The sequence below is a fragment of the Streptomyces sp. CNZ301 genome, assembly GCF_004217425.1.
The window spans coordinates 4,255,800-4,279,345 of the sequence record NZ_SHLG01000001.1; the positions used below are offsets into that span (position 1 = coordinate 4,255,800).

Annotated in this window: 22 protein-coding genes; 6 read left to right on the forward strand and 16 right to left on the reverse strand. The window is 69.6% G+C overall.

Annotated features, from left to right (window positions below; genetic code table 11):
- Window positions 1–168: 168 nt before the first annotated feature.
- From EV375_RS18380 to EV375_RS18420, 9 genes are all read right to left on the reverse strand, one after another.
- Window positions 169–1,467 (reverse strand): ArsB/NhaD family transporter, encoded by a 1,299-nt coding sequence (locus EV375_RS18380; protein WP_130300391.1) that lies wholly within the window; start codon window positions 1,465–1,467, stop codon window positions 169–171.
- Window positions 1,464–1,949 carry a CBS domain-containing protein gene (locus EV375_RS18385; RefSeq protein WP_130300392.1) on the reverse strand — a complete coding sequence of 162 codons (486 nt, stop codon included), beginning with the start codon at window positions 1,947–1,949 and terminating at the stop codon, window positions 1,464–1,466. Before EV375_RS18385 ends, EV375_RS18380 begins: the two co-directional genes overlap by 4 nt.
- Window positions 1,936–3,219 (reverse strand): cation:proton antiporter domain-containing protein, encoded by a 1,284-nt coding sequence (locus EV375_RS18390; protein ID WP_130300393.1) that lies wholly within the window; start codon window positions 3,217–3,219, stop codon window positions 1,936–1,938. Before EV375_RS18390 ends, EV375_RS18385 begins: the two co-directional genes overlap by 14 nt.
- Before the next feature lie 365 nt (window positions 3,220–3,584).
- Complete coding sequence (locus tag EV375_RS18395) at window positions 3,585–4,154, reverse strand: copper resistance CopC family protein (protein WP_130300394.1); 570 nt, start codon at window positions 4,152–4,154, stop codon at window positions 3,585–3,587.
- On the reverse strand, window positions 4,133–4,786 hold the full coding sequence (locus EV375_RS18400; RefSeq protein WP_486588566.1) for a superoxide dismutase family protein: 654 nt from the start codon (window positions 4,784–4,786) through the stop codon (window positions 4,133–4,135). Before EV375_RS18400 ends, EV375_RS18395 begins: the two co-directional genes overlap by 22 nt.
- 206 nt (window positions 4,787–4,992) lie before the next feature.
- Entirely contained in the window at window positions 4,993–5,808 is an 816-nt protein-coding gene (locus EV375_RS18405) for a hypothetical protein (RefSeq protein ID WP_486588567.1), read from the reverse strand.
- A gap of 153 nt (window positions 5,809–5,961) precedes the next feature.
- Window positions 5,962–6,675, reverse strand: a complete 714-nt coding sequence (locus EV375_RS18410; RefSeq protein ID WP_130300396.1) for a GNAT family N-acetyltransferase — start codon at window positions 6,673–6,675, stop codon at window positions 5,962–5,964.
- Window positions 6,675–7,331 carry a M15 family metallopeptidase gene (locus EV375_RS18415; RefSeq protein ID WP_130300397.1) on the reverse strand — a complete coding sequence of 219 codons (657 nt, stop codon included), beginning with the start codon at window positions 7,329–7,331 and terminating at the stop codon, window positions 6,675–6,677. Before EV375_RS18415 ends, EV375_RS18410 begins: the two co-directional genes overlap by 1 nt.
- A gap of 157 nt (window positions 7,332–7,488) precedes the next feature.
- Window positions 7,489–10,962, reverse strand: a complete 3,474-nt coding sequence (locus tag EV375_RS18420) for a replicative DNA helicase (RefSeq protein ID WP_486588568.1) — start codon at window positions 10,960–10,962, stop codon at window positions 7,489–7,491.
- Between the two features lie 479 nt (window positions 10,963–11,441).
- Here EV375_RS18420 and EV375_RS18425 point away from each other — a divergent pair, with 479 nt between their 5' ends.
- Window positions 11,442–12,782 (forward strand): MATE family efflux transporter, encoded by a 1,341-nt coding sequence (locus tag EV375_RS18425; RefSeq protein WP_130300398.1) that lies wholly within the window; start codon window positions 11,442–11,444, stop codon window positions 12,780–12,782.
- 190 nt (window positions 12,783–12,972) lie between these two features.
- On the opposite strand, the gene rplI is transcribed toward EV375_RS18425, so the two are convergent.
- From rplI to rpsF, 4 genes are all read right to left on the reverse strand, one after another.
- Window positions 12,973–13,419, reverse strand: a complete 447-nt coding sequence (gene rplI / locus EV375_RS18430) for a 50S ribosomal protein L9 (protein ID WP_130300399.1) — start codon at window positions 13,417–13,419, stop codon at window positions 12,973–12,975.
- A gap of 18 nt (window positions 13,420–13,437) precedes the next feature.
- Window positions 13,438–13,674 (reverse strand): 30S ribosomal protein S18, encoded by a 237-nt coding sequence (gene rpsR, locus EV375_RS18435; protein WP_028438380.1) that lies wholly within the window; start codon window positions 13,672–13,674, stop codon window positions 13,438–13,440.
- Between the two features lie 110 nt (window positions 13,675–13,784).
- Complete coding sequence (locus tag EV375_RS18440) at window positions 13,785–14,324, reverse strand: single-stranded DNA-binding protein (protein WP_130300400.1); 540 nt, start codon at window positions 14,322–14,324, stop codon at window positions 13,785–13,787.
- A gap of 119 nt (window positions 14,325–14,443) precedes the next feature.
- Complete coding sequence (gene rpsF, locus EV375_RS18445; RefSeq protein WP_130300401.1) at window positions 14,444–14,734, reverse strand: 30S ribosomal protein S6; 291 nt, start codon at window positions 14,732–14,734, stop codon at window positions 14,444–14,446.
- A gap of 235 nt (window positions 14,735–14,969) precedes the next feature.
- On the opposite strand from rpsF, the gene EV375_RS18450 reads away from it, so the two are divergent.
- Window positions 14,970–15,272 carry a hypothetical protein gene (locus EV375_RS18450; RefSeq protein WP_130300402.1) on the forward strand — a complete coding sequence of 101 codons (303 nt, stop codon included), beginning with the start codon at window positions 14,970–14,972 and terminating at the stop codon, window positions 15,270–15,272.
- Window positions 15,273–15,584: 312 nt separating this feature from the next.
- Window positions 15,585–15,947: a UBP-type zinc finger domain-containing protein gene (locus tag EV375_RS18455; RefSeq protein WP_130300403.1), complete on the forward strand. Its 363-nt coding sequence runs from the start codon at window positions 15,585–15,587 to the stop codon at window positions 15,945–15,947.
- Window positions 15,948–16,135: 188 nt separating this feature from the next.
- On the opposite strand, the gene EV375_RS18460 is transcribed toward EV375_RS18455, so the two are convergent.
- On the reverse strand, window positions 16,136–17,080 hold the full coding sequence (locus EV375_RS18460) for a DUF5996 family protein (protein ID WP_130300404.1): 945 nt from the start codon (window positions 17,078–17,080) through the stop codon (window positions 16,136–16,138).
- Between the two features lie 236 nt (window positions 17,081–17,316).
- On the opposite strand from EV375_RS18460, the gene EV375_RS18465 reads away from it, so the two are divergent.
- The 3 genes from EV375_RS18465 to EV375_RS18475 all read left to right on the forward strand — a co-directional run bounded on the left by EV375_RS18465 (window position 17,317) and on the right by EV375_RS18475 (window position 21,099).
- On the forward strand, window positions 17,317–18,804 hold the full coding sequence (locus tag EV375_RS18465) for an MFS transporter (protein WP_130300405.1): 1,488 nt from the start codon (window positions 17,317–17,319) through the stop codon (window positions 18,802–18,804).
- Window positions 18,805–18,869: 65 nt separating this feature from the next.
- Complete coding sequence (locus EV375_RS18470) at window positions 18,870–19,988, forward strand: peptidoglycan bridge formation glycyltransferase FemA/FemB family protein (RefSeq protein WP_130300406.1); 1,119 nt, start codon at window positions 18,870–18,872, stop codon at window positions 19,986–19,988.
- A gap of 79 nt (window positions 19,989–20,067) precedes the next feature.
- Window positions 20,068–21,099, forward strand: coding sequence for an alanine racemase (locus EV375_RS18475; protein WP_055484690.1), 1,032 nt, complete (start codon window positions 20,068–20,070; stop codon window positions 21,097–21,099).
- 266 nt (window positions 21,100–21,365) lie between these two features.
- Here EV375_RS18475 and EV375_RS18480 read toward each other — a convergent pair whose 3' ends face one another.
- Both EV375_RS18480 and EV375_RS18485 read right to left on the reverse strand, forming a co-directional pair.
- On the reverse strand, window positions 21,366–22,448 hold the full coding sequence (locus tag EV375_RS18480) for an inositol-3-phosphate synthase (protein ID WP_130300407.1): 1,083 nt from the start codon (window positions 22,446–22,448) through the stop codon (window positions 21,366–21,368).
- 49 nt (window positions 22,449–22,497) lie between these two features.
- Window positions 22,498–23,199: a PadR family transcriptional regulator gene (locus tag EV375_RS18485; protein ID WP_130300408.1), complete on the reverse strand. Its 702-nt coding sequence runs from the start codon at window positions 23,197–23,199 to the stop codon at window positions 22,498–22,500.
- Between the last annotated feature and the right edge of the window lie 347 nt (window positions 23,200–23,546).

Genomic DNA, 23,546 nt, shown 5'->3' on the forward strand with positions numbered 1-23,546 from the left:
CGGATGACTCGCTTGCGGCCCGCCGCAGCTCGTCTGCCACCGCCCCGAGGAGAGCATGCGTTCGGGCGCTGCCATCGTGCTCCTGCCGGGAGGCGTGGGCAAGCATCCCTGCACCCCCACGTCCCACGGCCGAGGCCGCAGGGGTGCCCGGTCGGCACCCCGCGGCGATCAGGCCAGGGCGAAGTAGCGCAGCCAGACGTATGCCCCCGCCAGGGACACCGTCACCGCGGTCACGATGAGGCCGTACTTGGTGAACTGCCAGAAGGAGATGGGCTGGCGGTTGGATTCGGCGATCCCCAGGACGACGACGTTGGCCGAAGCACCGACGGCGGTGGCGTTGCCGCCCAGGTCGGCACCGAGCGCCAGCGCCCACCACAGCACGTGCGGACCGTTGCCCCCCATGTCGCGCACCAGGTCCGCGGTGATGGGAGCCATCGTCGCGACGTACGGGATGTTGTCGACGATGCCCGACAGACCTGCCGATCCGAACAGCAGGAGCATCGACGCGAGCAGCGGCTCTCCCCCGGTGGCCGCCGCCAGTGACTTGGACAGCTCGCCGATGACGCCGGTCTCGATCAACGCGCCGACCATGACGAACAGTCCGGCGAAGAAGGCCAGCGTGGGCCACTCCACTTCCTTGAGCACTCTCCCCGTCTCGGCCGTGGAGATGGCGATCAGCAGCCCCGCGCCGAGCAGCGCCACGACGCTCGGCTCGAAGTGCAGCACCGGATGCAGCACGAACCCGGCGACGACGAGGACGAGGACCAGGAGCGACTGGTACAGCAGCCGCCGGTTGTGAATGGCGTCGCGTTCCTCCAGCGCCATGACTTCCTTGGTGCGCTCCTCGTCGTAGACGAAGCTCCGGCGGAACATGACCCGGCAGAGCAGCACCAGGACAGCCGTCAGCACGACGGCGATGGGCAGCATGTGCACGAGGAAGTCGTTGAACGTGAGCCCGCCCCGGCTGGCGATGATGATGTTCGGCGGGTCACCGACCAGAGTGGCGGCTCCGCCGATGTTGGACGCGAGGACTTCGGCGATCAGGTAGGGGGCGGACCGCAGCCCGAGCCGCTCGCAGACCAGCAGCGTCACGGGAGCCACGAGCAGCACCGTGGTGACGTTGTCCAGCAGGGCGGAGGCCGCTGCGGTGATCACTATCAGCATCGTCATGACCCTGAAGGGCCGCCCGCGGGCGCGCTTGACCGACCAGATCGCCAAGTACTCGAAGACGCCGGTCTGCCGCAGCACGCCGACGATCACCATCATGCCCAGCAGCAGGAAGACGACGTTCCAGTCGACGCCCGAACGTTCGCTGTAGAAGGCCGCCTTGTCGTCGGTGGCGCCGATCGCGAGCATGACCGCCGCGCCGCCGAGCGCGGCGGCCGTGCGGTGGACCCGTTCGGTGACGATCAGCACGTACGCGGCGACGAACGCCACGATCGCCGCCCAGCCGTGCCAGTCGTTCACGTTGCTCCCAACAGTCGGTCCAGCAGGTGCGGCGCCGTGATCACGCCGAGCATCCGGGGCGGCTCGCCCCTGGCAGGTGAACCTTCCGCCTGCCCTTCCATGACCGCGACCAGCGGGCTGTGCTCACGGGCCATGAGGGCGGCGACTTCCAGGGCGGTGTCCTCCGCATCGGCCAGCGGCGGCTTGTGCCGGTCACGCGCGGGTGGAAGTGCCTCGGAGACGGGCCTTCCGGCGAGGGCTTCGCACACCCGGTCGGCATGCGCCTCGTCGACGACCCCGGCCAACGCCGGGTCCTCGATCACATACTGGGGCACAAGCAGGCTGACCAGCTGTGAGGCCGGCAGTACAGCGACCGGGCGGTCGCGCTCGTCCACCACCACCAGTCCCGGCAGACGCTGTCCGGCCAGCATCCGTGCCGCGTCCAGGATGTCGCTGCCGAGGGTCACGGAGGGGTAATCCTCGGCCAGGTCACGTGCTCGCATTGCCGTTCTCCTTCACTGTTCCGCCGCCGCCCTGAGCATCCCTCCCCACCACGGAGCCCGTCTCATGGCTGCTCGCGTCCGCGTCGTCCGGGATGCCGACCAGTTCCTCGAGGTGGAAGAGGCGGGCGATCGGAACGTCGGTGCTGCTGTGCGCCACGATGGAGAAAGCGATGCACACCGCTACGAGCGTGAACGCGTCCTGCCCGTGCGGGACACCGGATTGCAGCACCAGCAGCCCGTAGACGACCGAAGCGAAACCCTTCGGCCCGAACCAGGCAGCCGTGAGCCGTTCCCGTCTGTCGAAATGCGTGCCGATCAGCGACAACAGTAGCGACGCGGGCCGGATGAGCAAGATCGTCACGATGACCGCCGCGTACCCGCCCCAGGACAGCCCACCGAAGAGGGACGGAGTCAGCAGGGCGCCGAAGACGAGCAGGGCCGCGAACTTGGCCAGTTCGGCGACCGTCTCGCCCAGGGGCTCGAACGCCCGCTTGCCCTCCGGGGAGACGGAGGCCAGCACGGCGCCGGCGCCGAACGCCGCCAAGTAGGCGTTGGCGTGCGTCAGATGACAGGCCGCGTAGAGGATCACGCCGACCGACAGCGGCAACAGCGGCTGCAGCTTGGGCTCGGCACCCAGAAGCGGCAGGCGCGTGATCCAGTGGACGGCGAGCGGAAGCACGATCCCCAGTGCCAAGCCCGTGACCAGCTCCAGGAGAACCGCGGCCGGCGACGCGGTGAAAGTCTGCGCCGAAGGCCCCGCCGCCGCCACGAGCATCAGCACGACGGGCAGGGCGAGACCGTCGTTGATGCCGCTCTCCACGTTCAGCAACTGCCGCAGCCGGGCGGGCACTTCCTTGCGGCCGACGATCGCGGAGGCGAAAACGGGGTCTGTGGGCGACAGCACCGCCCCGATCAGGAACGACGTCGTCCAGTCGAGACCGGCGAGGAAGTGCGCTGCCGCCGCAACACCGACGAATGCCAACGGCATCCCCAGCACGAGCGCCCTGGCGGGAGAGCGCCACGCGCGGCGAAGGCTCGGGAACGAGACGTGCATTCCGTCTGTGAACAGCACCGCGAACAACGCCAGATCCGCCGTGACGGCGACAACATCGCTGTCCGGGGTGATGTGGATCCACCCGAGGAAACCGTCACCGACGAGAGCTCCGCCGACGAGGAACAGCAGGGAGGTGGAGAGCACCGACCGGGCCGCCAGACCCGAGAACAGCACCGCGACAAGCAGCGCCGCACCGAAGACCACTACGAGCACCACTGGAAGCCCCACCGATCGGAAAAGAGAGTCGCCTCTTAATCGCCGACCAGGCTTCCCGGCACACCGGCAGGCACCATACACGGCCCGCAGCGCCTCACGACAGGTCATCGTTGCCCCGGGCGACCTGCAACGCACCCCGACGCGTTCCCCCCGGGCACCGGTAACCGCCTATGCGCCGCACGCTCGATGCCGGTGCGGTACGGGCCCGGCCCGGCTTGTCCGCCGAACCGGCCCCCCCTCCGTGCAGGAGGATCGTCAAGTCACGCCGGAAACACCCCCTTCCGGGACCCGAGCCCGGGCAGGCACGTTCCGCGCCCGGGCTCCGGGCCTCCGGAACTCGGCCCGGAGCCCGTGGGCGAGCCTCGTCACCCCTGCCGCCTCCTGCGCACAGCGAGCGCCGACCCGCCGACGGCCAGCACGGCGGCCGCCGCCATGACCACGAGCGCCACGGTGCGGTCGACCCCCAGAATCGTCTCGCCCTTCTCCGGCTTCACTTCGGCGACGGGTTCCGCCAGCTTCCGCTCCCGACAGGCGTCCGGAGCGGCAGCGGCGCGTGCGCCGTCGGCGACCTCGAACTGGAAGGAGCTGGTCTGGCGGTCCCCGTCAGCAGCCGTCACGCGGTAGGTGAGTGTCGTCACCCCCGCGTGCAGGGGGCCGACGGCGGCGCAGACGACGGAGTCGTCGGCCACCACGGGCTTACCCACGGGCACGGAAGCGCCGTCGGCTTGAGTCACGGTGACCTTCGGCGTGGTGCCGGAGGCCAGTGAGGGGAACGTCAGGGAAATGACGCTCGTACCGGTTCCGACCCTGGAACCGGGAGCCGGCGTCGATTCCTCCAACGGGCTGTGGGCCTGTGCGGGGCCGCCGAGCAGCACAAGCCCGCACAGGCACCCCGGCAGAGCCGCCGCTGTCGTCAGAAGTCGAAGTCGGCGCATGCGATCCGGTTGTCCTGAGCGTCATGAGGGTGGACGACGAGAGCGACCGCTTCCTTGCCGGTCTTCTTCTTGTTGCTCACCGTCGTCATGCCCTTGCCGGCCTTGTCCGCCTTGAACATCAGATGGATCTCGTTCGGGGGCGCGGCCGGACCTCCCTTCTTGAACTGGAAGTGTTCACCACCGTTGTCGGCGGAGCAGCGCTGTGCGTGGAGGTGTGCCATGTAGGTGTCTCCCGGCTTCAGACCTGTCAGGGAGACGGTCACCGTGGTGCCCTTCGGCCCCTGCGCCTGCCAGGCCGTGCCCTTCACGTCGTCCATGCCGGGCGGGCGCGTGTCCAGCAGCTTGAAGGAACCCTCGACCGCTTCGGCGTCGGGGATCTTGTTCGCAGGTGTGGCGGAGGGATCCCCCATCGCCTTGCCGTGCATCCCGTCCATGCTCTTGGACGGGGCCGCGGAGCCGGCCGACTTCTTCGAAGAGCTGCCGGAGGAGTCGCTTCCGCAGCCGGACAGCAGGGCCGTCGCCGCAGCCACGGCGGTGCAGCAGACCGCGACCCGGAGACGGGCCGGACGCGGAGCCGGGCCCCGCACGGACAGCGTGGGCCGTGCCGCTGACGTGGTGTCAGTCAGTGGCACATGACCAATCGTGTGGTGGTTCATGGAAACTCCCGGTCGATGACGGAGGCCGGGGCCGTCCCGAACGCCTCATGGCACACCGCTGCGGCGCACCGCGCGGTAGGGATGCGGCCCATGGCCAGGTGAACGGTCCGACGCGCGCAGGGGCTCGCCGGACGGTCGCCTGTCGCACCCGGCAGCGTTCACCGCCGGTCACCGGGCAGATGTCACTGCCCGACGGCGTGCGGCACCCCGGGAGACAGGCGACTTGCTGCGCCGCCGCCACGTGGTGGCCCTCTGCGGATGACGACGTGTTTCAGTGCCGTGAGGGTGGGCTGCCAGTGCTCCCCGCCGTGGACGACCGTCCGCCACGACGGGGCTCCGCCACCGCTCCGCGCATGCGAGAGGGCCCGGAAGACACGGCGCAGCGGGGCGAACAGGACAGCTCCCAGCGCCCGGCCGATGCGATGGACCGCGGCTTCGCCGCGCCACAGCCACAGCCCGCACATGACGGCGGCCAGCAGATGCGCCAGGAGCATCCCGGCGGAACCCCCGTGCGTGACGACGGAGACGAAGGACGAGCCGGTGGATCCCGTGGACGCCGCGCCGCTCATGGACTCCCCGTGGTGCATTGCCATGCCCGCGTGGGACACCGTCATCGCATGCGAGTGGGAGCCGTGATGAGCGCTCACCGCGGCATGCGCCGTGCCCGTGGGGCCCGTTGCCCAGGGCGCGAAGGTGAAGAGCAGATGCAGCAGCGCCTGGGTCAGGACCGTGGTGCCGATGACCGCGGGGGCGCCCCGCTCCCGGCCGGTCAGCCACCACCCGCCCAGGACGCCGCCGGCGAAGGCGATGCCCACTGCCCACCAGGGCAGGACCTCGCGGGACATCAAGGCGTGTCCCCACGCCGTGGTCACCACGCAGACGGCTGCGAAGAGCGCAGAACGCGCCAGGCGCACGATGTCGGCGACCGGGCCGGCGGCACCGTCCTCGCCGCGATCCCGGCTCCCTCCGCCACAGTGGCGACGCGTCCGGGACGACATGGGACAACTCCTCGCAGCCCAACGGGCTCTCTGCCTCTTCACGGGTGCCGGGCGAGGGCGTTCGTCCGGTCGTTCCCGGGGCGTTCCCCGGGTCACGCGCGGACCGTACCGGATGCCGAGGTGGCGGGGGCGGCTTCTGGCACGGAAGGCGAATCAGGCGTTCGGTGCCGGCTGGTGGCACGCGCGGTGCGTGCCGGTTCCGGTCGCTTCGTCCCCGTACGGCTCAGCACGTCCTTTCCTCGAGCGCCCGACCGCCGTCTCGTTGTCCCCCCTCGCTACTGCGGAGCCTGGCATCTCTCTCGACGTGCTGGTCGTCCGGACGTGCAGGTGCCCTTCTTCAAGGAACGCAGGTGGGTGGGGCGGGAGTACGGAGCTCAAGGGGTAGCCGCACTTGTCTGCCACCCGGCAGGATGCGCGGTTGGTCAGTGCGTGGATGAGGTCGAGACGTTCGAGAGCCAGGGGGCTCTGTGAGCCGAGTGCCCATCGCGACACGGCTTCCAGGGCTCGCGGCGCAATTCCCCGTCCTCTGGCGGTTGCCGATACCCAATAGCCCACCTCCGCTGCGGGGACATCGGTGTCGGTCAGCGGTTTGACGACTACCTGGCCTATCGGGAGGTCCGTGTCGCATTGTGTGGACTCGTGCTCCAGCACCGCGAAACTGAACCGTTCACCGGTGGACCACCCTTCGCTCTGCTTGTCGATCCAGCGACGGGCGCCTGCGGTGCTGGTCACCGTGGTGGTCAGCCGGCGGCGCATTTCCGGGTCACGGTGGGCCCTCACGAGCGCTTCCGCATCGTTGATCTTCCATGGCCGCAGCTGCAACGCGGGTGCGGTGGCGGTTGGTTCTGCCGTCAGGATGACGGTCATCAGTCGAGGTCCGTGGGTCCGTAGGGGGCGGCTGCCGCTCCGGTCGCGAGAGCCCAGTAGCGGTCTCCGTATGACCAGTGCCACCACTCGGTGGGGTAGTTGACCAGCCCGGCAGCGGTCAGCGCGGCGCCCAGGAGACGCCGGTGATCCCGGGCCTCCTCGCTGATGTTCTCCGCCTGCGTGTAGCAGGCCCCCGAACTCTCCTCCGGACTGGCATTCACGCGAGTGCCCATGTCGAGTTCGCGGCCGCCGTCATCGGCGAGCGTCAAGTCAACGGCTGCCCCGGCGCTGTGCGGTGCGATCTCAGGAGGGGACACGTAACGGCTCGCTGCTGAGCGAACCTGCTCGGCGGACCATTCCGGATGATCGGCCCGCAGGTGGGCTGCGTACTCGTCGTAGTAGTGGCGCTGAAGGGACGGTGGGCGATACCCCTCGACGAACAGCAGCCGCATCCCTTGAGGAAGCTGTGCGTGTGCCTTGAGGAGGCGGTCGAGCACTCCTTCCCGCAGGTAGGCGAAGGCACCGGCGGAATCCTGCAACTTCCGCTCGTCGACCGGCAAGTGGCTGTCTCGGCGCACATCCACGAGCAGCTCACCGCACTCCTGGACAGGCACCGCTGCAACCCTCGGGTCGGACATCAGGACGATCTCGGTCATGACGCGATCATCTCGCGGGCCCGCCTCATTCGGGCCGGCTTCTGACCACATGGTGCAGCGGAGGGGCTGGGTCCTTTGCCGCCCCTCCGTCACGACGGCGAACGCTGACCGTGACAGCAGAACTGTCCGTGACGTACCCCCGACCCGAGCGGCGCCCCTACGTCTGCGCCATGTCCACGAACCGGGAGTAGTGCCCCTGAAAGGCGACCGTGATCGTCGCCGTCGGGCCGTTACGGTGCTTCGCCACGATCAGGTCCGCCTCGCCCGCGCGCGGCGACTCCTTCTCGTACGCGTCCTCACGGTGCAGCAGCACAACCATGTCGGCGTCCTGTTCGATGCTGTTGTGCGCGACGATGCCGTCCGCGACGAAGTTGTGGGTGCCCTTGACTGTGGCATCGAAGACCGGCTGTTCACCGAGCGGTTCGATCTCCACCACCCGGTCCCAGAAGACATCGTCATCGGCGATGGCTCGCAGCTTTTCCGAGTTCAGGGCGTCAGCACAGCGGATCATGCGTTCTCGTGACGCGCCCCTCTCGTAGAGGGTCGATCCGCAGTACTGCGTTCCGATGGCAGCTTGGAACCGGCGTTCTGTGAGGCCCGCGGCGAGACGTTCCCCCTTGACCACGCTCCACGCTTCAGGGGGGAGGCTGTCGGCGTTGGTGTTCGTCGCCCGCCCGTCGAGACGGGTCAGGAGCTCGGCGATCCTCTCTCCGCGTCGACCGTGAACTCCGATCCTCCGGCAGAACGTGCGCAGCCCGGGACCGTCGGCGATCGTGACGTGGTACCCGGGCCTGTAGCCCGCCTTCGTCACCTTCGTGATCCGCGCGATGATCCCGAACCGGGAGAGCAGACGCGCCACTCCGTCGGCGAGTGCGCGGCTTGAGGTCGAGTAGTGGACCTTCGGGGCGCTCGTCCGACCTGGCTTCGCAGAGGAGACCGAACCGTCGGTCGCCCACAGGTGCCGGAGGAAGACGGCCACTTCGTGATCGGTGGCGGAGTACAGCACCTTCGGGAGGTGCTTCTCATGGGACCGCAGGTCTTCGATGCCCAGCTCCCGGAACCAGGTCTGCAGAGGGTTGTAGCGGCCGTGAGTGCATCGGTGAGGCGCCGGCAGATAGCTGTGCCACCACGTTCCCTGTCGGACGCGCCGCGGTGTGATGCCGAACTCGGCGGCTGCCGCCTCTTCTACGAACGCGAGATTCTCCTCGTCGTTCGACGTGTAGTGGACGGGCTGCTTCCGCAGGACACAGCCGTCTCCGATGAGGTGTGCGAGCAGGCCGAGGCGGTGTTCCGGCCAGTCGAGGCCCGGGGCGACGGCTTCAGGGGTGTGCCGTGGCACAGCGATCCGGCTGCCGGCTTCGAGGTCTCCGAGGGGTGCCCATCCGTCGAAGGTGAGGAACCGGTGGTTCGCAGTCGCCTTGACTTCCCGTCCCGAAGCGAGCCGGAGGCGATGGACGGGCTTGGTGCCGGACGAGAACACATTGGTGACCGGGGCCGGGACCAGCCGGCGATGTTCGTCCAGGGACCACACCAGGACACCGTCGGACCCGTTCTCCATCAGCTCGGCGAAGGTGACCGGCGCACCCGTGTCCGCTCGGAGCAGGGTGGTGTCAGCGGTGAGGCAGCCCGACTCACGAAGGTCGGAGACCATCGGCTTCTTGTCCGTGCGCTGCTCCGGACCACGGTTGAGCTGTGACAGCGCGATCACCGGAACCTCAAGCTCCTTCGCGAGGAGCTTGAGGTTCCGGGACATCTCCGAGACCTCCTGCTGACGGCTCTCCGGGCGCCGGGAGCTGCCCGTCTGCATCAGCTGGAGGTAGTCGATCACCACGAGCTTGAGGTCGTTGCGCTGCTTGAGACGGCGGCACTTGGCGCGGATCTCCATCATCGACAGGTTCGGGGAGTCGTCGATGTACAGCGGCGCCTCGGTCACGCCCGGCATCTGGCGGGCCAGCCGCGTCCAGTCCTCGTCCGTCATCGAACCGGAGCGCATGTGGTGCAGCGCGACCCGGGCCTCGGCGGACAGCAGACGCATCGCGATCTCGTTGCGCCCCATCTCCAGCGAGAAGATCACGCTCGGCATGTTGTGCCTGATCGAGCATGCGCGTGCGAAGTCCAGTGCGAGCGTGGAGTTGTGCACGACGACGCCGTCCGCGACGAAGTTGTGCGTCTCCTCCACCGTCAGGTCGTAGACGTCCGTCTCGCCGTCCGGCACGACCGAATCGACCGCATCCCACCACACGTCCGATTCGGCGATGTCCGTCAACTGCCGTGAGTCCAGGGCCTTGCCCAGCTCCAGCAGCCGGTGCCTGCTGATCTCCCGGCCCACGCACCAGTCGTGATCACGCGGCAGGCCCGCGCGGACGGCGACCTCGGCCCAGCTCGGCGCGCCCTTCTCCGCCTGGACCAACTCCCAGACGGCGGCGGGAATCAGCTCCGCGTCCGGCAGGCCTTGCGCCCGCCGGCCGGAGCCACCCAGGCCGTCGGCCACGGCGATACGGTCGCCCGGACGCAACTCCTCCAGCGGGACCCAGCCGCGCAGCGTGCGGAACGGATGCCGCGCCGTCGCCGAGACCGTACGGCCCAGTCGCGTCGTCAGCCGGAGCACCGCACGACGGCCGTTGTGCAGGAAGTCCGACGGCCGCACGGCGCTCAGCTTCCAGTCGTCGGTGAGGGTGTACACCTCCAGCGGTTCGCCGGCCCGGCCCCGGCGGACGAAGTCCTCGACGCGGACGCGCTCCCCGCTGCCGGCCTCCACCAACTCGGTGCCGGCGGCGATGCACTTGCCCATGGCCGGCCTGGCCGCGATGACGATCATCTGGCCCGGATGCAGCCCGTTCGTCAGCGAGTCGAGATCGGTGAAGCCGGTGGGCACGCCCGTCATCTGGCCGCTGCGTGAGCCGATCGCCTCGATCTCGTCGAGGGCGCCCTCCATGATGTCGCCGAGGGGAAGGTAGTCCTCCGAGGTGCGCTGCTCGGTGACCGAATAGATCTCCGCCTGGGCGGAGTTGACGATGTCGTCGACGTCGCCGTCGGCCGCGTATCCCATCTGCGTGATCCGGGTGCCCGCCTCGACGAGCCGCCGCAGCACCGCCCGCTCGTGGACGATCTCCGCGTAGTACTCGGCGTTGGCCGCGGTCGGAACCGTCTGCACGAGGGAGTGGACGTAGCCGGGGCCGCCGACGCGGCTGATCTCGCCGCGCCGGGTGAGTTCGGCGGTGACGGTGATCGGGTCGGCAGGCTCGCCCTTCGCGTAGAGGTCGAGGATCGCCTCGTAGACCGTCTCGTGGGCGGGCCGGTAGAAATCATGGCCCTTGAGGACTTCGACGACGTCGGCGATGGCGTCCTTGGAGAGCATCATGCCGCCGAGCACGGACTGTTCGGCCTCGAGATCCTGCGGCGGGACGCGCTCGAAGGAGACCGCCGCGGGTGCCGGGCCGTGTCCGTCGGGCCCCCGGTCGTGCCGCTCGGGGTGGCCGTTGCCGCGCCCGCCGGAGCCGTTGTGGCCGCCCTGCCCGTGCTGACGGCTGCGGGCCGCGGGGAGGCGGTCGTCGGGGGCGGGCCGCGCGGCACCGTGGACAGCGGAATCCGATGCCCAAGGGTCGTCGACGTGTTCCGGCTGCTGAGTCACGCGTTCACCTCCTCCCCGTCCGGTGATCACGCACGACCGGACCTGACCGCAGTGCCCCTCTTTCTTACGGCACGGCTCTGACAATGGGCGCCCGGCTCCGCATCGGCGCGTCGGGCCAACGGAGTTGACGAGGGGATTGTGGGGCGGGCGAGGGCCCACGTTATGGGGACAAGGAGGCGTCAGCCAATCTTGTTATCCACAGGGTGATGTGGACGGTGGACAACTTTCTGTGGAGAAGGCCGCGAAAGCTGTGTACGGCACGGGGGACAGACCTGTGGAGAAGTCGGACGCGACCCACGTCGACCACTCCTGACCTGTGACGACGACGTCCACCGCCTGTGCGGGGAAAAAAGTCGGCACCAGAGTGGGGATCGTTACGCAGCCTGGGCACACAGTTGCCGCACACGCACGCGAGCCCCACACGAGTAATGGTCAGCATCACCTTGCAACCATTACTTGTGGATGCTTGGATCGAACCCATGAGCGACCCTGCCGCCAGGCGCGCCACCATGCGGCGCCACGACCGCGAAATCGTCGCGCTCGCCCTCCCCGCGTTCGGCGCCCTCGTCGCCGAGCCGCTCTTCCTCATGGTGGACAGCGCCATCGTGGGGCACTTGGGCACTCCGCAGCTCGCGGGCCTCGGCGTGGCGGCGGCCCTGCTGCAGACCGGGGTGAACGTCTTCGTCTTCCTTGCCTACGCCACCACCGCCGCCGTGGCCCGCCGCGTCGGTGCCGGAAATCTGCCGGCGGCCATCCGCCAGGGCATGGACGGCATCTGGCTCGCTCTGCTGCTCGGCCTGGCCGTGGTCGTCGTGGTGCTGCCGGGGGCTCCGCTGCTCGTGGACCTCTTCGGTGCCTCGGCCACCGCGGCCCCGCACGGGTCGACCTATCTGCGCATCAGTTCGCTCGGCATTCCCGCGATGCTCGTGGTCCTCGCCGCGACCGGTGTGCTGAGGGGCCTTCAGGACACAAGGACGCCCCTGTACGTGGCGGTGGGAGGCTTCTCCGCGAACGGCGCCCTGAACGTGCTGCTCGTCTACGGGTTCGGGCTCGGCATCGCGGGCTCCGCCTGGGGAACGGTGCTGGCGCAGTGGGCGATGGCCGCGGTGTACCTGTTCGTGGTCGTACGGGGCGCGCGACGGCACGGGGCGTCCCTGCGTCCCGATCCGGCCGGGGTACGGGCGTGCGCCCGGGCGGGCGCACCGTTGCTGATCCGCACGCTCTCGCTGCGTGCCGTCCTGATGATCGCGACGGCGGTGGCGGCCCGGCTCGGCGACGCGGACATCGCGGCGCATCAAATCGCCCTGACACTTTGGTCGTTGCTGGCCTTCGCGCTGGACGCGATCGCGATCGCGGGACAGGCGATCATCGGCCGGTACCTGGGCGCGGGCGACGAGGCGGGTGCCCGGGCGGCGTGCCGCCGGATGGTGCAGTGGGGCGTCGTCACGGGTGTGGTGCTGGGTCTGCTGGTCGCGGCGGCGCGGCCGTTGTTCATGCCGCTGTTCACGTCGGACGGTGCTGTGATCGGCGAGTTGACGCCCGCGTTGCTGGTGGTCGCGGTGACGCAGCCGATCGCGGGCGTGGTGTTCGTGCTGGACGGTGTGCTGATGGGTGCGGGCGACGGCGCGTATCTGGCGTCGGCGATGCTCGTGACCCTTGCGGTGTTCGCGCCGGTGGCGCTGCTGGTCCCGGTGATGGGGGGCGGCCTGACTGCGCTGTGGTGGGCCATCGCCGGCGTGATGATGGGGGTGCGGCTGGTGACGCTGTGGGTGCGCGCCCGCTCCGGCCGGTGGGTGGTGACGGGCGCCGTACGTGCCTGATCCCGCGCCCGACCACCCCCTGCCCGCCGTCGCGCCGATACCGGTGCGGGCCGCCGGCGCACCTGCACGCACAAGGCGGTCGGCGAACGTGAACGGAGGGCCGCGTCCCCTGAGTTCAGGGGACGCGGCCCTCCGTTGTCGCCGTTGCCGACGGGGGCACGCAGCCGTTCCGTTCAGCCGTGGCGGCTGATCAGGCGGCGACGACCTCGATGTCGGTCTTGGCGACCACATCGGCGTGCAGTCGCACCGAGATCTGGTGGGAGCCCAGGGTCTTGATGGGCGCACCCACCTCGATGCGGCGCTTGTCGATCTCCGGCCCGCCGGCCTCCTTGACGGCACCGGCGATGTCGGCCGGGGTCACGGAGCCGAAGAGCCGGCCCTGGTCGCCGGCCCGGACCTTCAGACGCACGTTGACGGCCTCGATGCGGGCCTTGACCTCGTTGGCCTGCTCGATCGTGGCGATCTCGTGGATCTTGCGGGCGCGGCGGATCTGCTCGACGTCCTTCTCCCCGCCCTTCGTCCACCGGATGGCGACGCGGCGCGGGATCAGGTAGTTGCGGGCGTAGCCGTCACGGACCTCGACGACGTCGCCCGCGGCACCGAGGCCGGACACCTCATTGGTCAGGATGATCTTCATCTGTCGGTCACCCTTCCCTTATCGAGCGGTCGAGGTGTAGGGCAGCAGCGCCATCTCACGGCTGTTCTTCACGGCCGTGGCGACGTCGCGCTGGTGCTGGGTGCAGTTGCCGGTGACTCGGCGGGCACGGATCTTGCCGCGGTCGGAAATAAACTTCCGCAGCAGGTTCGTGTCCTTGTAGTCGACGTAGTTGATCTTCTCCTTGCAGAACACGCAAACCTTCTTCTTGGGCTTGCGAGCAGGCGGCTTCGCCATGTCTCTCTCCGTTGAAATTCAAGAAGTGTGCAGCTGACTGGCCCTGCCCTGACCGGCCACGGGTGCTCCGCGGCGGTCGTCCTGGCCGGTACGCGCGAGTGCGCTCCCGGTCAGAAGGGGGGCTCCTCCGAGTAGCCGCCGCCGGAGCCTCCGCCCCAGCCGCCTCCGCCGCCCTGGCCTCCGCCGGCCGGTGCGCCGGTGGCCCACGGGTCGCCCGCGGGTGCGCCGCCGCCCTGCTGGCCGCCGCCCTGGCCGCCGCCCCAGCCGCCGCCCTGGGCGCCTCGGCCGCTGGTCTTGGTGATCTTGGCGGTGGCATTGCGGAGGCTGGCGCCGACCTCGTCGACGTCCAGCTCGTAGACCGTGCGCTTGATGCCCTCGCGGTCCTCGTACGAACGCTGCTTGAGGCGGCCCTGTACGACGACGCGCGTGCCCTTCGTGAGGGACTCGGCGACGTTCTCCGCCGCCTGCCGCCAGACCGAGCAGGTCAGGAAGAGGCTTTCGCCGTCCTTCCACTCGTTGGTCTGACGGTCGAAGGTCCGGGGGGTGGACGCGACACGGAACTTCGCGACCGCCGCACCGGAAGGGGTGAAGCGCAGCTCGGGGTCGTCGACAAGATTGCCGACGACCGTGATGACGGTCTCGCCTGCCATGGGGAACCTCTCGGCGGGGTGCTGCTGGCTGCTTGTGGCTTCTGTGGCTCGTGCTGTGGCTCGGTGCTACTCGGTGTGCGGTGCTGTGCCCGTCCGTGGTGCCCTGTGTGCCGTGCGGCTCAGTGGGCGGCGGGGCGCAGGACCTTGGTCCGCAGAACCGACTCGTTCAGATTCATCTGGCGGTCGAGTTCCTTGACGGTCGCAGGCTCGGCCTGCACGTCGATGACCGAGTAGATGCCCTCGGGCTTCTTGTTGATCTCGTAGGAGAGCCGGCGACGGCCCCAGGTGTCGACCTTCTCGACCTTGCCCTTTGCGTCGCGGACGACGGACAGGAAGTTCTCGATCAGCGGCGAGATTGCGCGCTCCTCGAGATCGGGGTCGAGGATCACCATCACCTCGTAGTGACGCATGTGGAACCCACCTCCTTCGGACTCGCGGCCACGGTCGTTCCGTGGCAGGAGGTTCGTGATGCGTTCCGCACCGGCCGCCCGCCTCAGATCGGGGGCGGTGGGTGCAGACCGTTCAGAGTACCCGGCTTGAGCCTTCCGGTTGAAATCCGGGGGCAAGTCGCCGCAACCTGGACGCAACGGTGTGAGCGGCGTCACGAGGGCGCCGCCGTCGCCGGCCTCTGTCAGGAGGTGCCGCATGGCACAGGCAGTACGGCACAACCCGGTTTCCATCCTCCTCGACGACGGCAGGGCCCACCCGCTGGAGAGCTCGCTCGCGGCGGTGACGGTCGCTCTCGGCCTGGTCGCGTTCCTGACGGCGCTGGTGTGGCCGGGGCTGCACGTGGTCAGCGCCTGGACGGGTCTGGCCGGCATCGCCACGGGTGCTTGGGGGCAGTTCATCTCCGCCACGACGGGTGAGCGCTTCGCGCTGATCATCGGCTTGGGCGGGGCGGCCTTCGGCTTCTATCTGGGCATGGCGCACGGCGGCCTGCTCGGCTGAGCGCCGCCGCGACCGCCGCCGCGACCGCCGCCGCGACCGCCGCCCCGACCGGGGCTCCCGCACGGCACACGGCCGCTGCGGCCGCGGGCTCGCCGTTCGCACGACGGCGTCCCGTGCCGTACCGGCCGTCGGGCTGCCCGCCCTCCGTCCGTAATGCAGGGAATGCCGGGAATGCGCACCTTGCTTACGCTGACGGATGTAGGGCCGCGGGTCACCGGCGTCCAGCCATCAGCCGAACGTGTGACGGCTGAGCCATGACTGCCGGCTGATGACGCTCGTGCCCCCGCCCGGGCCAGCGAGAGGAGACCGCACATGTCACAGCAGGACGGAATCCCCGGCATCGATCCCTCGGCGCCGCCGAGCGGCAACGGGTGTGTCGAGTGCTCGGCGGGCGACGGCCCCGGGTGGTGGTTCCATCTGCGGCGCTGCGCGGCGTGCGGGCACATCGGGTGCTGCGACTCCTCCCCCGGGCAGCACGCCACGATGCACGCCCGGCAGGCCGGGCATCCGTTCCTGACCAGCTTCGAGCCGGGTGAGGACTGGTTCTGGAACGCGGACACCGAGCAGATCTACGAGGGCCCGCGGCTGGCCCCGCCCACCTCGCATCCCCGGTCGCAGCCGACCCCCGGCCCGGAGGGCAAGGTCCCCTCGGACTGGCAGCGGCAGCTGCACTGAGCGGGCCGGTCTTCGCGCACCGGCCCCGGGCCGGCGTGCGGCGTGCGGCGTGCGGCGTGCGGCGTGCGGCGTGCGGCGTGCCCGACTGCCCGGAGCCGGTCGCGGTACCGGCCCCGTCCGTGCGGGCCTCTCCCGACAGGGCCGGTACCGACCGGCCCCGTCGGTCGGGACCTCCCCGGCGGGCGGTCTCAGCGGCCGTGTCCGACCAGCTGCTGGTCCGTGATGCCGTGCGGGCTCGTGAACGCCTCGATGTCCCAGTCGGCACGCGCGGCCGCAGCCCGGTAGGCGCTCTCGTAGAAGTCGAGCACCGCCGAGCGGGGCTCGTCGAAGGCGCGCGCGTCGTCGTAGCGCAGCAGCGCGAGATGGCTGCCGTTCTGCGCCACCCATCGCGCGGACTCCGGACGGAGCGGCTCCGCCTCCAGGTCCGCGGGTTCGGGAGCGGCGTAGGCGTAGAAGGCGGGTTCGGCGAAGGAGTCGTCGCCGAACCAGAAGCCGAAGCTGATCACCTCGCGTGAGTACGCCTCGCGGGTCACCGGGTCCGTCCGCGGCGGCTGTTCGACGTGCCGGCCGGAGAACCGGGTGTGCGCCAGGTCGAAGGTGTGCCAGAAGTGGTGCACCGGGCTGCTCTTGCCGGAGAAGCGTCCGGCGAACTCCTCCAGCACCAGCCCGACCTGACTGAGAATCCGCCAATAGCGGTTGGCGTGCTCGGGGTTGTATGTGGCGTGCTCCGTGTCCTGCGAGAACGGCCTGGAGGAGTCGGGCAGGTCGAACGGCTCGGGGTGGGGGATTTCGGCGTGGATGCCCAGGTCCGTGAGGGCCTCGAGGGTCAGCCGGCGGAACGAGGCCACGGACTGGCCCATCAGCGGAAAGGAGATCTCCGTTCCGTCGAGCGCCGCGACGACGAGCTGGTGATCGACGAAGTCGAAGTCGATCGTGAAGACAGGGTTGCCGTCGGACTGGCCCATCGGGCGAGTGGTGATGCCGCGACCAGTGATGTGGAACGGTACGTTCCACCAGTGGTTCTGGCGGCTGCTCGATGTGAGCCGGATCTTGCCGACGAGCTGCTCGAAGCGGTGCAGGGTCTCCTTCGTGTCCCGCCACTCGGTGAGAGGCAGGGGCGGGAAGAGCTCCATGGCGTCGTTCCCCCTTCCTGCTGTGGTGCTTCCTGCCCTCCTGCTCCGGCACGGATCCGCGCCGCACCGGCGGGGCCTGGCGCTTCCCATGATGACGAGATCGGCGGTGTCCGGCATGTGCGCGCCGAGGGGCGCCGTACGGCCGTGAGCAGCGGGCCCGGCCGGCGGCGACGGCGAACCTCACGCGTGCGCGTGGAGCGGCACCGATCCCGGGTGCGGGCAGCAGGATGGACGCCATGACATCTGCGCGCGCGGGCGAGGTGACCATGTCCGGCGCCACCGGCCGCTGGGTGCTCTTCGCCACGGTCCTGGGCTCGAGCATGGTGCTGCTGGACGGCACGGCTGTGAACGTGGCCCTGCCGCGCATCGGTGAGGACCTGGGCGCGAGCCTCGCCGGGCTCCAGTGGGCCGTCAACGCCTACCTCCTGACGCTCTCCGGGCTGATCCTGCTCGGCGGCTCCCTCGGGGACCGGTACGGGCGCCGGAAGATCTTCGTCATCGGCGTGCTGTGGTTCGCCGTCTCCTCGGCCATGTGCGGGCTCGCTCCGAACGCGCCCCTGCTGGTCGGCGCGCGAGGCCTGCAGGGGGTGGGAGGCGCGCTGCTGACACCGGGGTCGCTCGCGATCATTCAGGCGGTCTTCCGCCCCCGGGACCGTGCCGCCGCCGTGGGGATGTGGGCCGGGCTGGGCGGGGTGGCCGGAGCGGTGGGGCCGCTGCTGGGGGGCTGGCTGGCGGGCGGGCCGGGATGGCGCTGGGTGTTCCTGATCAACCTGCCGCTCGCCGTCCTGACCGCGGTCGTCGCCGTGCGCCGCGTACCGGAGACACGGGACGAGGCGGCCGGCGGGCGCTTCGACATTCCCGGGGCCGTGCTCGCCGCGCTGGCGCTGTGCTCGCTGACCTACGCGCTGACGGTCGCCTCCACGCACCCCTTCCAGTCGGTCGTGGCGGGCGCGGCGGCCGTCCTGCTCGGAGCGGCGTTCATCGTGGCGGAGAGCCGTTCGCCGCGTCCGATGGTGCCGCTCGGGCTCTTCTCGGTCCGCTTGTTCACGTATACGAATGTCGTGACCCTGCTGATCTACGGGGCGCTGGGCGCCGTGTCCTTCTTCCTCGTGCTTCAGCTCCAGACCACCGCCGGGTTCCCGCCGCTGCTGGCCGGGCTCGCACTGCTGCCGCTGACGCTGCTGATGCTGGCCTTCTCCAGCCGGGCCGCGCGCCTGGGCAAGCGCATCGGGCCCCACGTGCCGCTCACGGCGGGGCCGGTCCTGGCCTGTGCCGGCGTGCTGCTGATGCTCCGGATCGGACCGGACGCCTCGTACTTCGCCGACGTGCTGCCGGCCGGGACCGGACTGGGGGCGGGCATGACGCTGCTGGTCGCCCCGCTCACGGCGACCGTGCTGGAGTCGGTGGACGTGGAGAGGTCGGGGACCGCGAGCGGCATCAACAACGCCGCGGCGCGCACGGGCGGCCTGATCTCCGTGGCGGCCATTCCCGCCATCGTCGGCCTGTCCGGGGACGAGTACCGCTCGCCCGCCGATGTCGACGCCGCCTTCCACGGCGCGATGATCACCTGTGCGGGGCTGCTCGCGGCCGCGGGCGTGACAGCCTGGCTGTTCGTACGGCCCGCCGTGCCGGCGCAGGAGACTGTGGACGCGGTGTGCAGGTCGTGTTCGCTGTCCGCGCCGCCTCCCGCGGCCGAGCGGGAGAAGCCCGGCGGCGGGACGTGACGCGGCCCGGACGCACAGTAGGCTTCCCGGCGAGTCACCCACCTGCGCCGGAGGAGCGTCCCGCAATGAGTCTGACCCTGAGGACCATCAGCCGTGAGCAGCATCTGGCGTACATCCGCGGCCTGCCCTCGGCCAGCCACTGCCAGGTGCCCGCCTGGGCCGACGTGAAGGGCGAGTGGCGCTCGGAGAACCTGGGCTGGTTCGACGGTGACGGAGAGCTCGTCGGCGTTGGCCTCGTGCTCTACCGGCAGCTGCCGAAGGTCAAGCGGTATCTGGCGTACCTGCCGGAGGGCCCGGTCATCGACTGGTTCTCGCCGCAACTGGAGGAGTGGATGCGGCCGATGCTGGCCCATCTCAAGCAGCAGGGCGCCTTCTCGGTGAAGATGGGCCCGCCGGTGGTGATCCGGCGGTGGGACGCCTCCGCGATCAAGCGCGGCATCCAGGACCCGGACGTGAAGCGGCTGAGGGATGTGAAGGCGACGCAGATCGAGCCTCACGCCTTCGAGGTCGCCGACAGGCTGCGCCGGATGGGCTGGCAGCAGGGCGAGGACGGCGGCGCCGGATTCGGTGACGTGCAGCCGCGTTACGTCTTCCAAGTCCCCCTTGAGGGACGGTCGTTGGAAGAGGTGCACAAGGGCTTCAACCAGCTGTGGCGGCGCAACATCAAGAAGGCCGACAAGGCCGGCGTCGAAGTTGTGCAGGGCGGCGTGGAGGACCTCGACGACTGGCAGCGGCTCTACGAGATCACCGCGGAGCGCGACAAGTTCCGTCCACGGCCCAAGGCTTACTTCGAGCGGATGTGGAAAGTCCTCAACGCCGAGGACCCGAACCGCATGCGGCTGTACTTCGCCGAACACGAGAGTGAGCGGATCGCTGCCGCCACCATGCTGATCGTGGGCGGCCATGTGTGGTACTCGTACGGTGCCTCCGCCAACCACAAGCGTGAGGTGAGGCCTTCGAACGCGATGCAGTGGCGGATGCTTCAGGATGCGTACGCGCTGGGCGCGAGCGTCTACGACCTTCGCGGTATCAGCGATTCGCTGGACGAGACCGACCATCTCTTCGGTCTGATCCAGTTCAAGGTGGGCACAGGGGGAGAGGCCGCGGAGTATCTCGGCGAGTGGGACTTCCCGCTCAATAAGCTGCTGCACAAGGCCCTCGACATCTACATGTCGCGACGCTGACGGCGCTTTGGGGGGCGCGCTGCAGGACAGGTCGCGATCAGACCGAGACGAGAGACGGAAGAAAGGTTCCCAACCGGCCATGGCGCTCACCCTGTACGTCGACACCGATCGCTGGCGGGCGCACCAGCAGTCGGTGATCCAGCAGTACCCGGGCCTCGTTCCGGTCTGCAAGGGCAATGGCTACGGCTTCGGTCATGAGCGACTGGCCGACGAGGCCACGCGTTTCGGCAGCGACATCCTGGCTGTCGGCACGACCTACGAGGCCGCCCGCATGAAGGACTTCTTCGGCGGTGACCTGCTGGTGCTCACCCCCTTCCGCAAGGACGAGGAACCGGTGCCGCTGCCCGACCGCGCGATCCGCTCGGTCTCCTCGGTGGAGGGGGTCGGCCTGATGCGCGGCGCACGGGTCGTCATCGAGGTGATGAGCAGCATGAAGCGGCACGGCGTCACCGAGGAGGACCTGCCGAAGCTGCACGCCGCGATCGACGAGGTGCGGCTGGAGGGCTTCGCGATCCACCTGCCTCTGGACCGGACGGACGGTTCGGACGCGGTGGAGGAAGTCATCGGCTGGATGGACCGGTTGCGTGCGGCGAGGCTTCCGCTGGAGACGATGTTCGTCTCGCACCTGGGGCCGGACGAGTTCGCGCGGCTCCAGCAGCAGTTCCCCCGCACGCGTTTCAGGGCGCGCATCGGTACGCGGCTGTGGCTGGGGGACCACACGGCCACGGAGTACCGGGGTTCGATCCTGGACGTGACCCGCGTCGCCAAGGGCGACCGGTTCGGTTACCGGCAGCAGAAGGCTCCGGGCGACGGGTGGCTCGTTGTGGTGGCCGGCGGCACGTCGCACGGCGTGGGACTGGAGTCGCCGAAGGCGCTTCAGGGGATGACGTCGCGGGCGAAGGGCGTGGCCCGCGCGGGACTCGCGACGGTGAACCGGAATCTCTCGCCATTCCTCTGGGACGGCAAGCAGCGGTGGTTCGCGGAGCCGCCGCACATGCAGATGTCGATCCTGTTCGTACCGGCCGAGGCCGGGGAGCCCAAGGTCGGCGAGGAGCTGACGGCCCAGCTTCGTCACACGACGACGATGGTGGACCGCACCGTCGACCGCTGAGGCGGCGCACGCACCGGAGCGGCGCCGCGTCCGCGACCGGGGTGGGCGCGGCGCGCCTTGCGGGGGAGGTCTCGGCGGTCGAGCGGAGACCTCGTGAACCCGGGTCTGGTGAACCCGGGTCCCGTGAACCCGGGTCCCGTGAAGCGTCCGGCGGAACAGGCCCCGCCCGCCCCGGAGGCGGCGGGACCCCGGTCCGCCGGACACGGCTGCGGCGGACCGGAGGCGCGGCCGACCGCCTCCGGGAGCCACCGGCTGCCGGAGAGCCCCTAGCGCTCCGTCTTCCCCTCGATGAACGCCTGCACCAGCTCCCGTGCCTCGTCGTCGTAGTACTGCACCGGCGGGGACTTCATGAAGTACGAGGAGGCCGAGAGGAGCGGCCCGCCGATGCCCCGGTCCTTCGCGATCTTCGCCGCGCGCAGCGCGTCGATGATGACGCCGGCGGAGTTGGGCGAGTCCCAGACCTCCAGCTTGTACTCCAGGTTGAGCGGCACGTCGCCGAACGCCCGCCCCTCCAGCCGTACGTAGGCCCACTTGCGGTCGTCCAGCCACGCGACGTAGTCGGACGGGCCGATGTGCACGTTGCCCTCGCCCAGTTCGCGGTCGCGGATCTGGGACGTCACGGCCTGGGTCTTGGAGATCTTCTTCGACTCCAGCCGGTCGCGCTCCAGCATGTTCTTGAAGTCCATGTTGCCGCCGACGTTCAGCTGCATCGTGCGGTCGAGGATGACGCCGCGGTCCTCGAAGAGCTTCGCCATGACGCGGTGCGTGATGGTCGCGCCCACCTGGGACTTGATGTCGTCACCGACGATCGGCACGCCTGCCTCGGTGAACTTCTCCGCCCACTCCTTGGTGCCGGCGATGAAGACGGGCAGCGCGTTGACGAAGGCCACGCCCGCGTCGATGGCGCACTGCGCGTAGAACTCCACGGCGGTCTGGGACCCCACGGGCAGGTAGCAGACCAGCACGTCGGCCTCGGCGTCCCGCAGAGCACGCACGACGTCGGCCGGCTCCGCGTCGGACTCCTCGATCGTCTCCCGGTAGTACCTGCCGAGCCCGTCCAGCGTGTGCCCGCGCTGCACCGTCACGCCGGAGGGCGGGACGTCGCAGAGCTTGATGGTGTTGTTCTCGCTCGCGCCGATCGCGTCGGACAGGTCGAGGCCGACCTTCTTGCCGTCGACGTCGAAGGCCGCGACGAACTCCACGTCGCGCACGTGGTATTCGCCGAACTGGACGTGCATCAGGCCCGGCACCTTGGTGCCCGGGTCGGCGTCCTTGTAGTACTCGACGCCCTGCACCAGCGAGGCGGCGCAGTTGCCCACGCCTGCGATGGCTACACGAACCGAACCCATTCCGGTTGCTCCCTGTGTCTGGTCGGTGAGACCGCGTTCGTACGAGGCCTCATGCGGTGTCCGCGGACGGATCCGGCGGGGTGCCATCCCCGGGCCGGCGCCCGCTTCCCGCGTCTCCTTGCCGGCGCGGGGGGAGTTCGGGATCGCTCCCCGACTCCCTGTCGCGCCCGGTCCGCTCGCTCTCGATCAGTTCGGTGAGCCAGCGGACTTCGCGCTCCACGGATTCCATTCCGTGGCGCTGCAGTTCGAGGGTGTAGGTGTCGAGCCGTTCGCGTGTGCGGGCGAGCGAGGCGCGCATCTTCGCGAGGCGTTCCTCCAGGCGACTGCGGCGCCCTTCGAGCACGCGCATCCGCACGTCCCGCGAGGTCTGCCCGAAAAAGGCGAAACGGACACCGAAGTGTTCGTCTTCCCACGCGTCCGGTCCGGTCTGTGAAAGAAGCTCCTCGAAGTGTTCTTTTCCGGCCGCTGTGAGTCTGTAGACGATTTTTGCCCGGCGTCCGGTGAGCGACGCCGAGAGTGCTTCCCGATCCGTGCGTTCGCTCTCCGGCGGCGGGATGGACGGCTCGTGCTCCTCGCTCAACCATCCGCGCTGCAACAGGGTCTTGAGGCACGGGTAGAGCGACCCGTAGCTGAAGGCGCGGAAGACACCAAGTGAGGTGTTGAGCCGTTTTCGCAGCTCGTAGCCGTGCATGGGCGATTCGCGAAGCAGGCCGAGTACGGCGAACTCAAGGATCCCCGAGCGTCGGCTCATGCTGCACCGCCCCCCTCAACCCCTCGCGCCGGTCGTGGACTTGTGTCGTGCTGATGTATCGATTCGATACATCAGCACGATAGAGCGCAGGCTCCAGGCCGACAAGTGGGCCTCGGGTGAAGGGACTCACATCCCTGATTAGTTGAAAGCAACTTGCCTTGATTGAGACGAATGCTCGGTAACGGGCGTTTTGGATCTGCGTAGTCTGTGCGCGTGCAGACCACCACCGGGAACCAGAAGACGCTCGATCGCGTCATCGTCCTGGGTGCAGTGCGACCGGCGGACCGTGTGTCCGGGGGCCGCACTCGGGGGGACCAGACGTCAACTGCCACCTTCAGGCGCGAGCG

Bases quoted from the DNA above. Each gene is read 5' to 3' on its own strand.
- EV375_RS18440 (WP_130300400.1), bottom strand. From the start codon at position 14,324: ATGGCAGGCGAGACCGTCATCACGGTCGTCGGCAATCTTGTCGACGAC.
- rplI (WP_130300399.1), bottom strand. From the start codon at position 13,419: ATGAAGATCATCCTGACCAATGAGGTGTCCGGCCTCGGTGCCGCGGGC.
- EV375_RS18410 (WP_130300396.1), bottom strand. From the start codon at position 6,675: ATGACCGTCATCCTGACGGCAGAACCAACCGCCACCGCACCCGCGTTG.
- EV375_RS18475 (WP_055484690.1), top strand. From the start codon at position 20,068: ATGGCGCTCACCCTGTACGTCGACACCGATCGCTGGCGGGCGCACCAG.
- EV375_RS18470 (WP_130300406.1), top strand. From the start codon at position 18,870: ATGAGTCTGACCCTGAGGACCATCAGCCGTGAGCAGCATCTGGCGTAC.
- EV375_RS18480 (WP_130300407.1), bottom strand. From the start codon at position 22,448: ATGGGTTCGGTTCGTGTAGCCATCGCAGGCGTGGGCAACTGCGCCGCC.
- rpsR (WP_028438380.1), bottom strand. From the start codon at position 13,674: ATGGCGAAGCCGCCTGCTCGCAAGCCCAAGAAGAAGGTTTGCGTGTTC.
- EV375_RS18405 (WP_486588567.1), bottom strand. From the start codon at position 5,808: ATGTCGTCCCGGACGCGTCGCCACTGTGGCGGAGGGAGCCGGGATCGC.
- EV375_RS18485 (WP_130300408.1), bottom strand. From the start codon at position 23,199: ATGAGCCGACGCTCGGGGATCCTTGAGTTCGCCGTACTCGGCCTGCTT.
- EV375_RS18455 (WP_130300403.1), top strand. From the start codon at position 15,585: ATGTCACAGCAGGACGGAATCCCCGGCATCGATCCCTCGGCGCCGCCG.
- EV375_RS18450 (WP_130300402.1), top strand. From the start codon at position 14,970: ATGGCACAGGCAGTACGGCACAACCCGGTTTCCATCCTCCTCGACGAC.
- EV375_RS18425 (WP_130300398.1), top strand. From the start codon at position 11,442: ATGAGCGACCCTGCCGCCAGGCGCGCCACCATGCGGCGCCACGACCGC.
- EV375_RS18395 (WP_130300394.1), bottom strand. From the start codon at position 4,154: ATGCGCCGACTTCGACTTCTGACGACAGCGGCGGCTCTGCCGGGGTGC.
- EV375_RS18415 (WP_130300397.1), bottom strand. From the start codon at position 7,331: ATGACCGAGATCGTCCTGATGTCCGACCCGAGGGTTGCAGCGGTGCCT.
- EV375_RS18385 (WP_130300392.1), bottom strand. From the start codon at position 1,949: ATGCGAGCACGTGACCTGGCCGAGGATTACCCCTCCGTGACCCTCGGC.
- EV375_RS18460 (WP_130300404.1), bottom strand. From the start codon at position 17,080: ATGGAGCTCTTCCCGCCCCTGCCTCTCACCGAGTGGCGGGACACGAAG.
- EV375_RS18465 (WP_130300405.1), top strand. From the start codon at position 17,317: ATGACATCTGCGCGCGCGGGCGAGGTGACCATGTCCGGCGCCACCGGC.
- rpsF (WP_130300401.1), bottom strand. From the start codon at position 14,734: ATGCGTCACTACGAGGTGATGGTGATCCTCGACCCCGATCTCGAGGAG.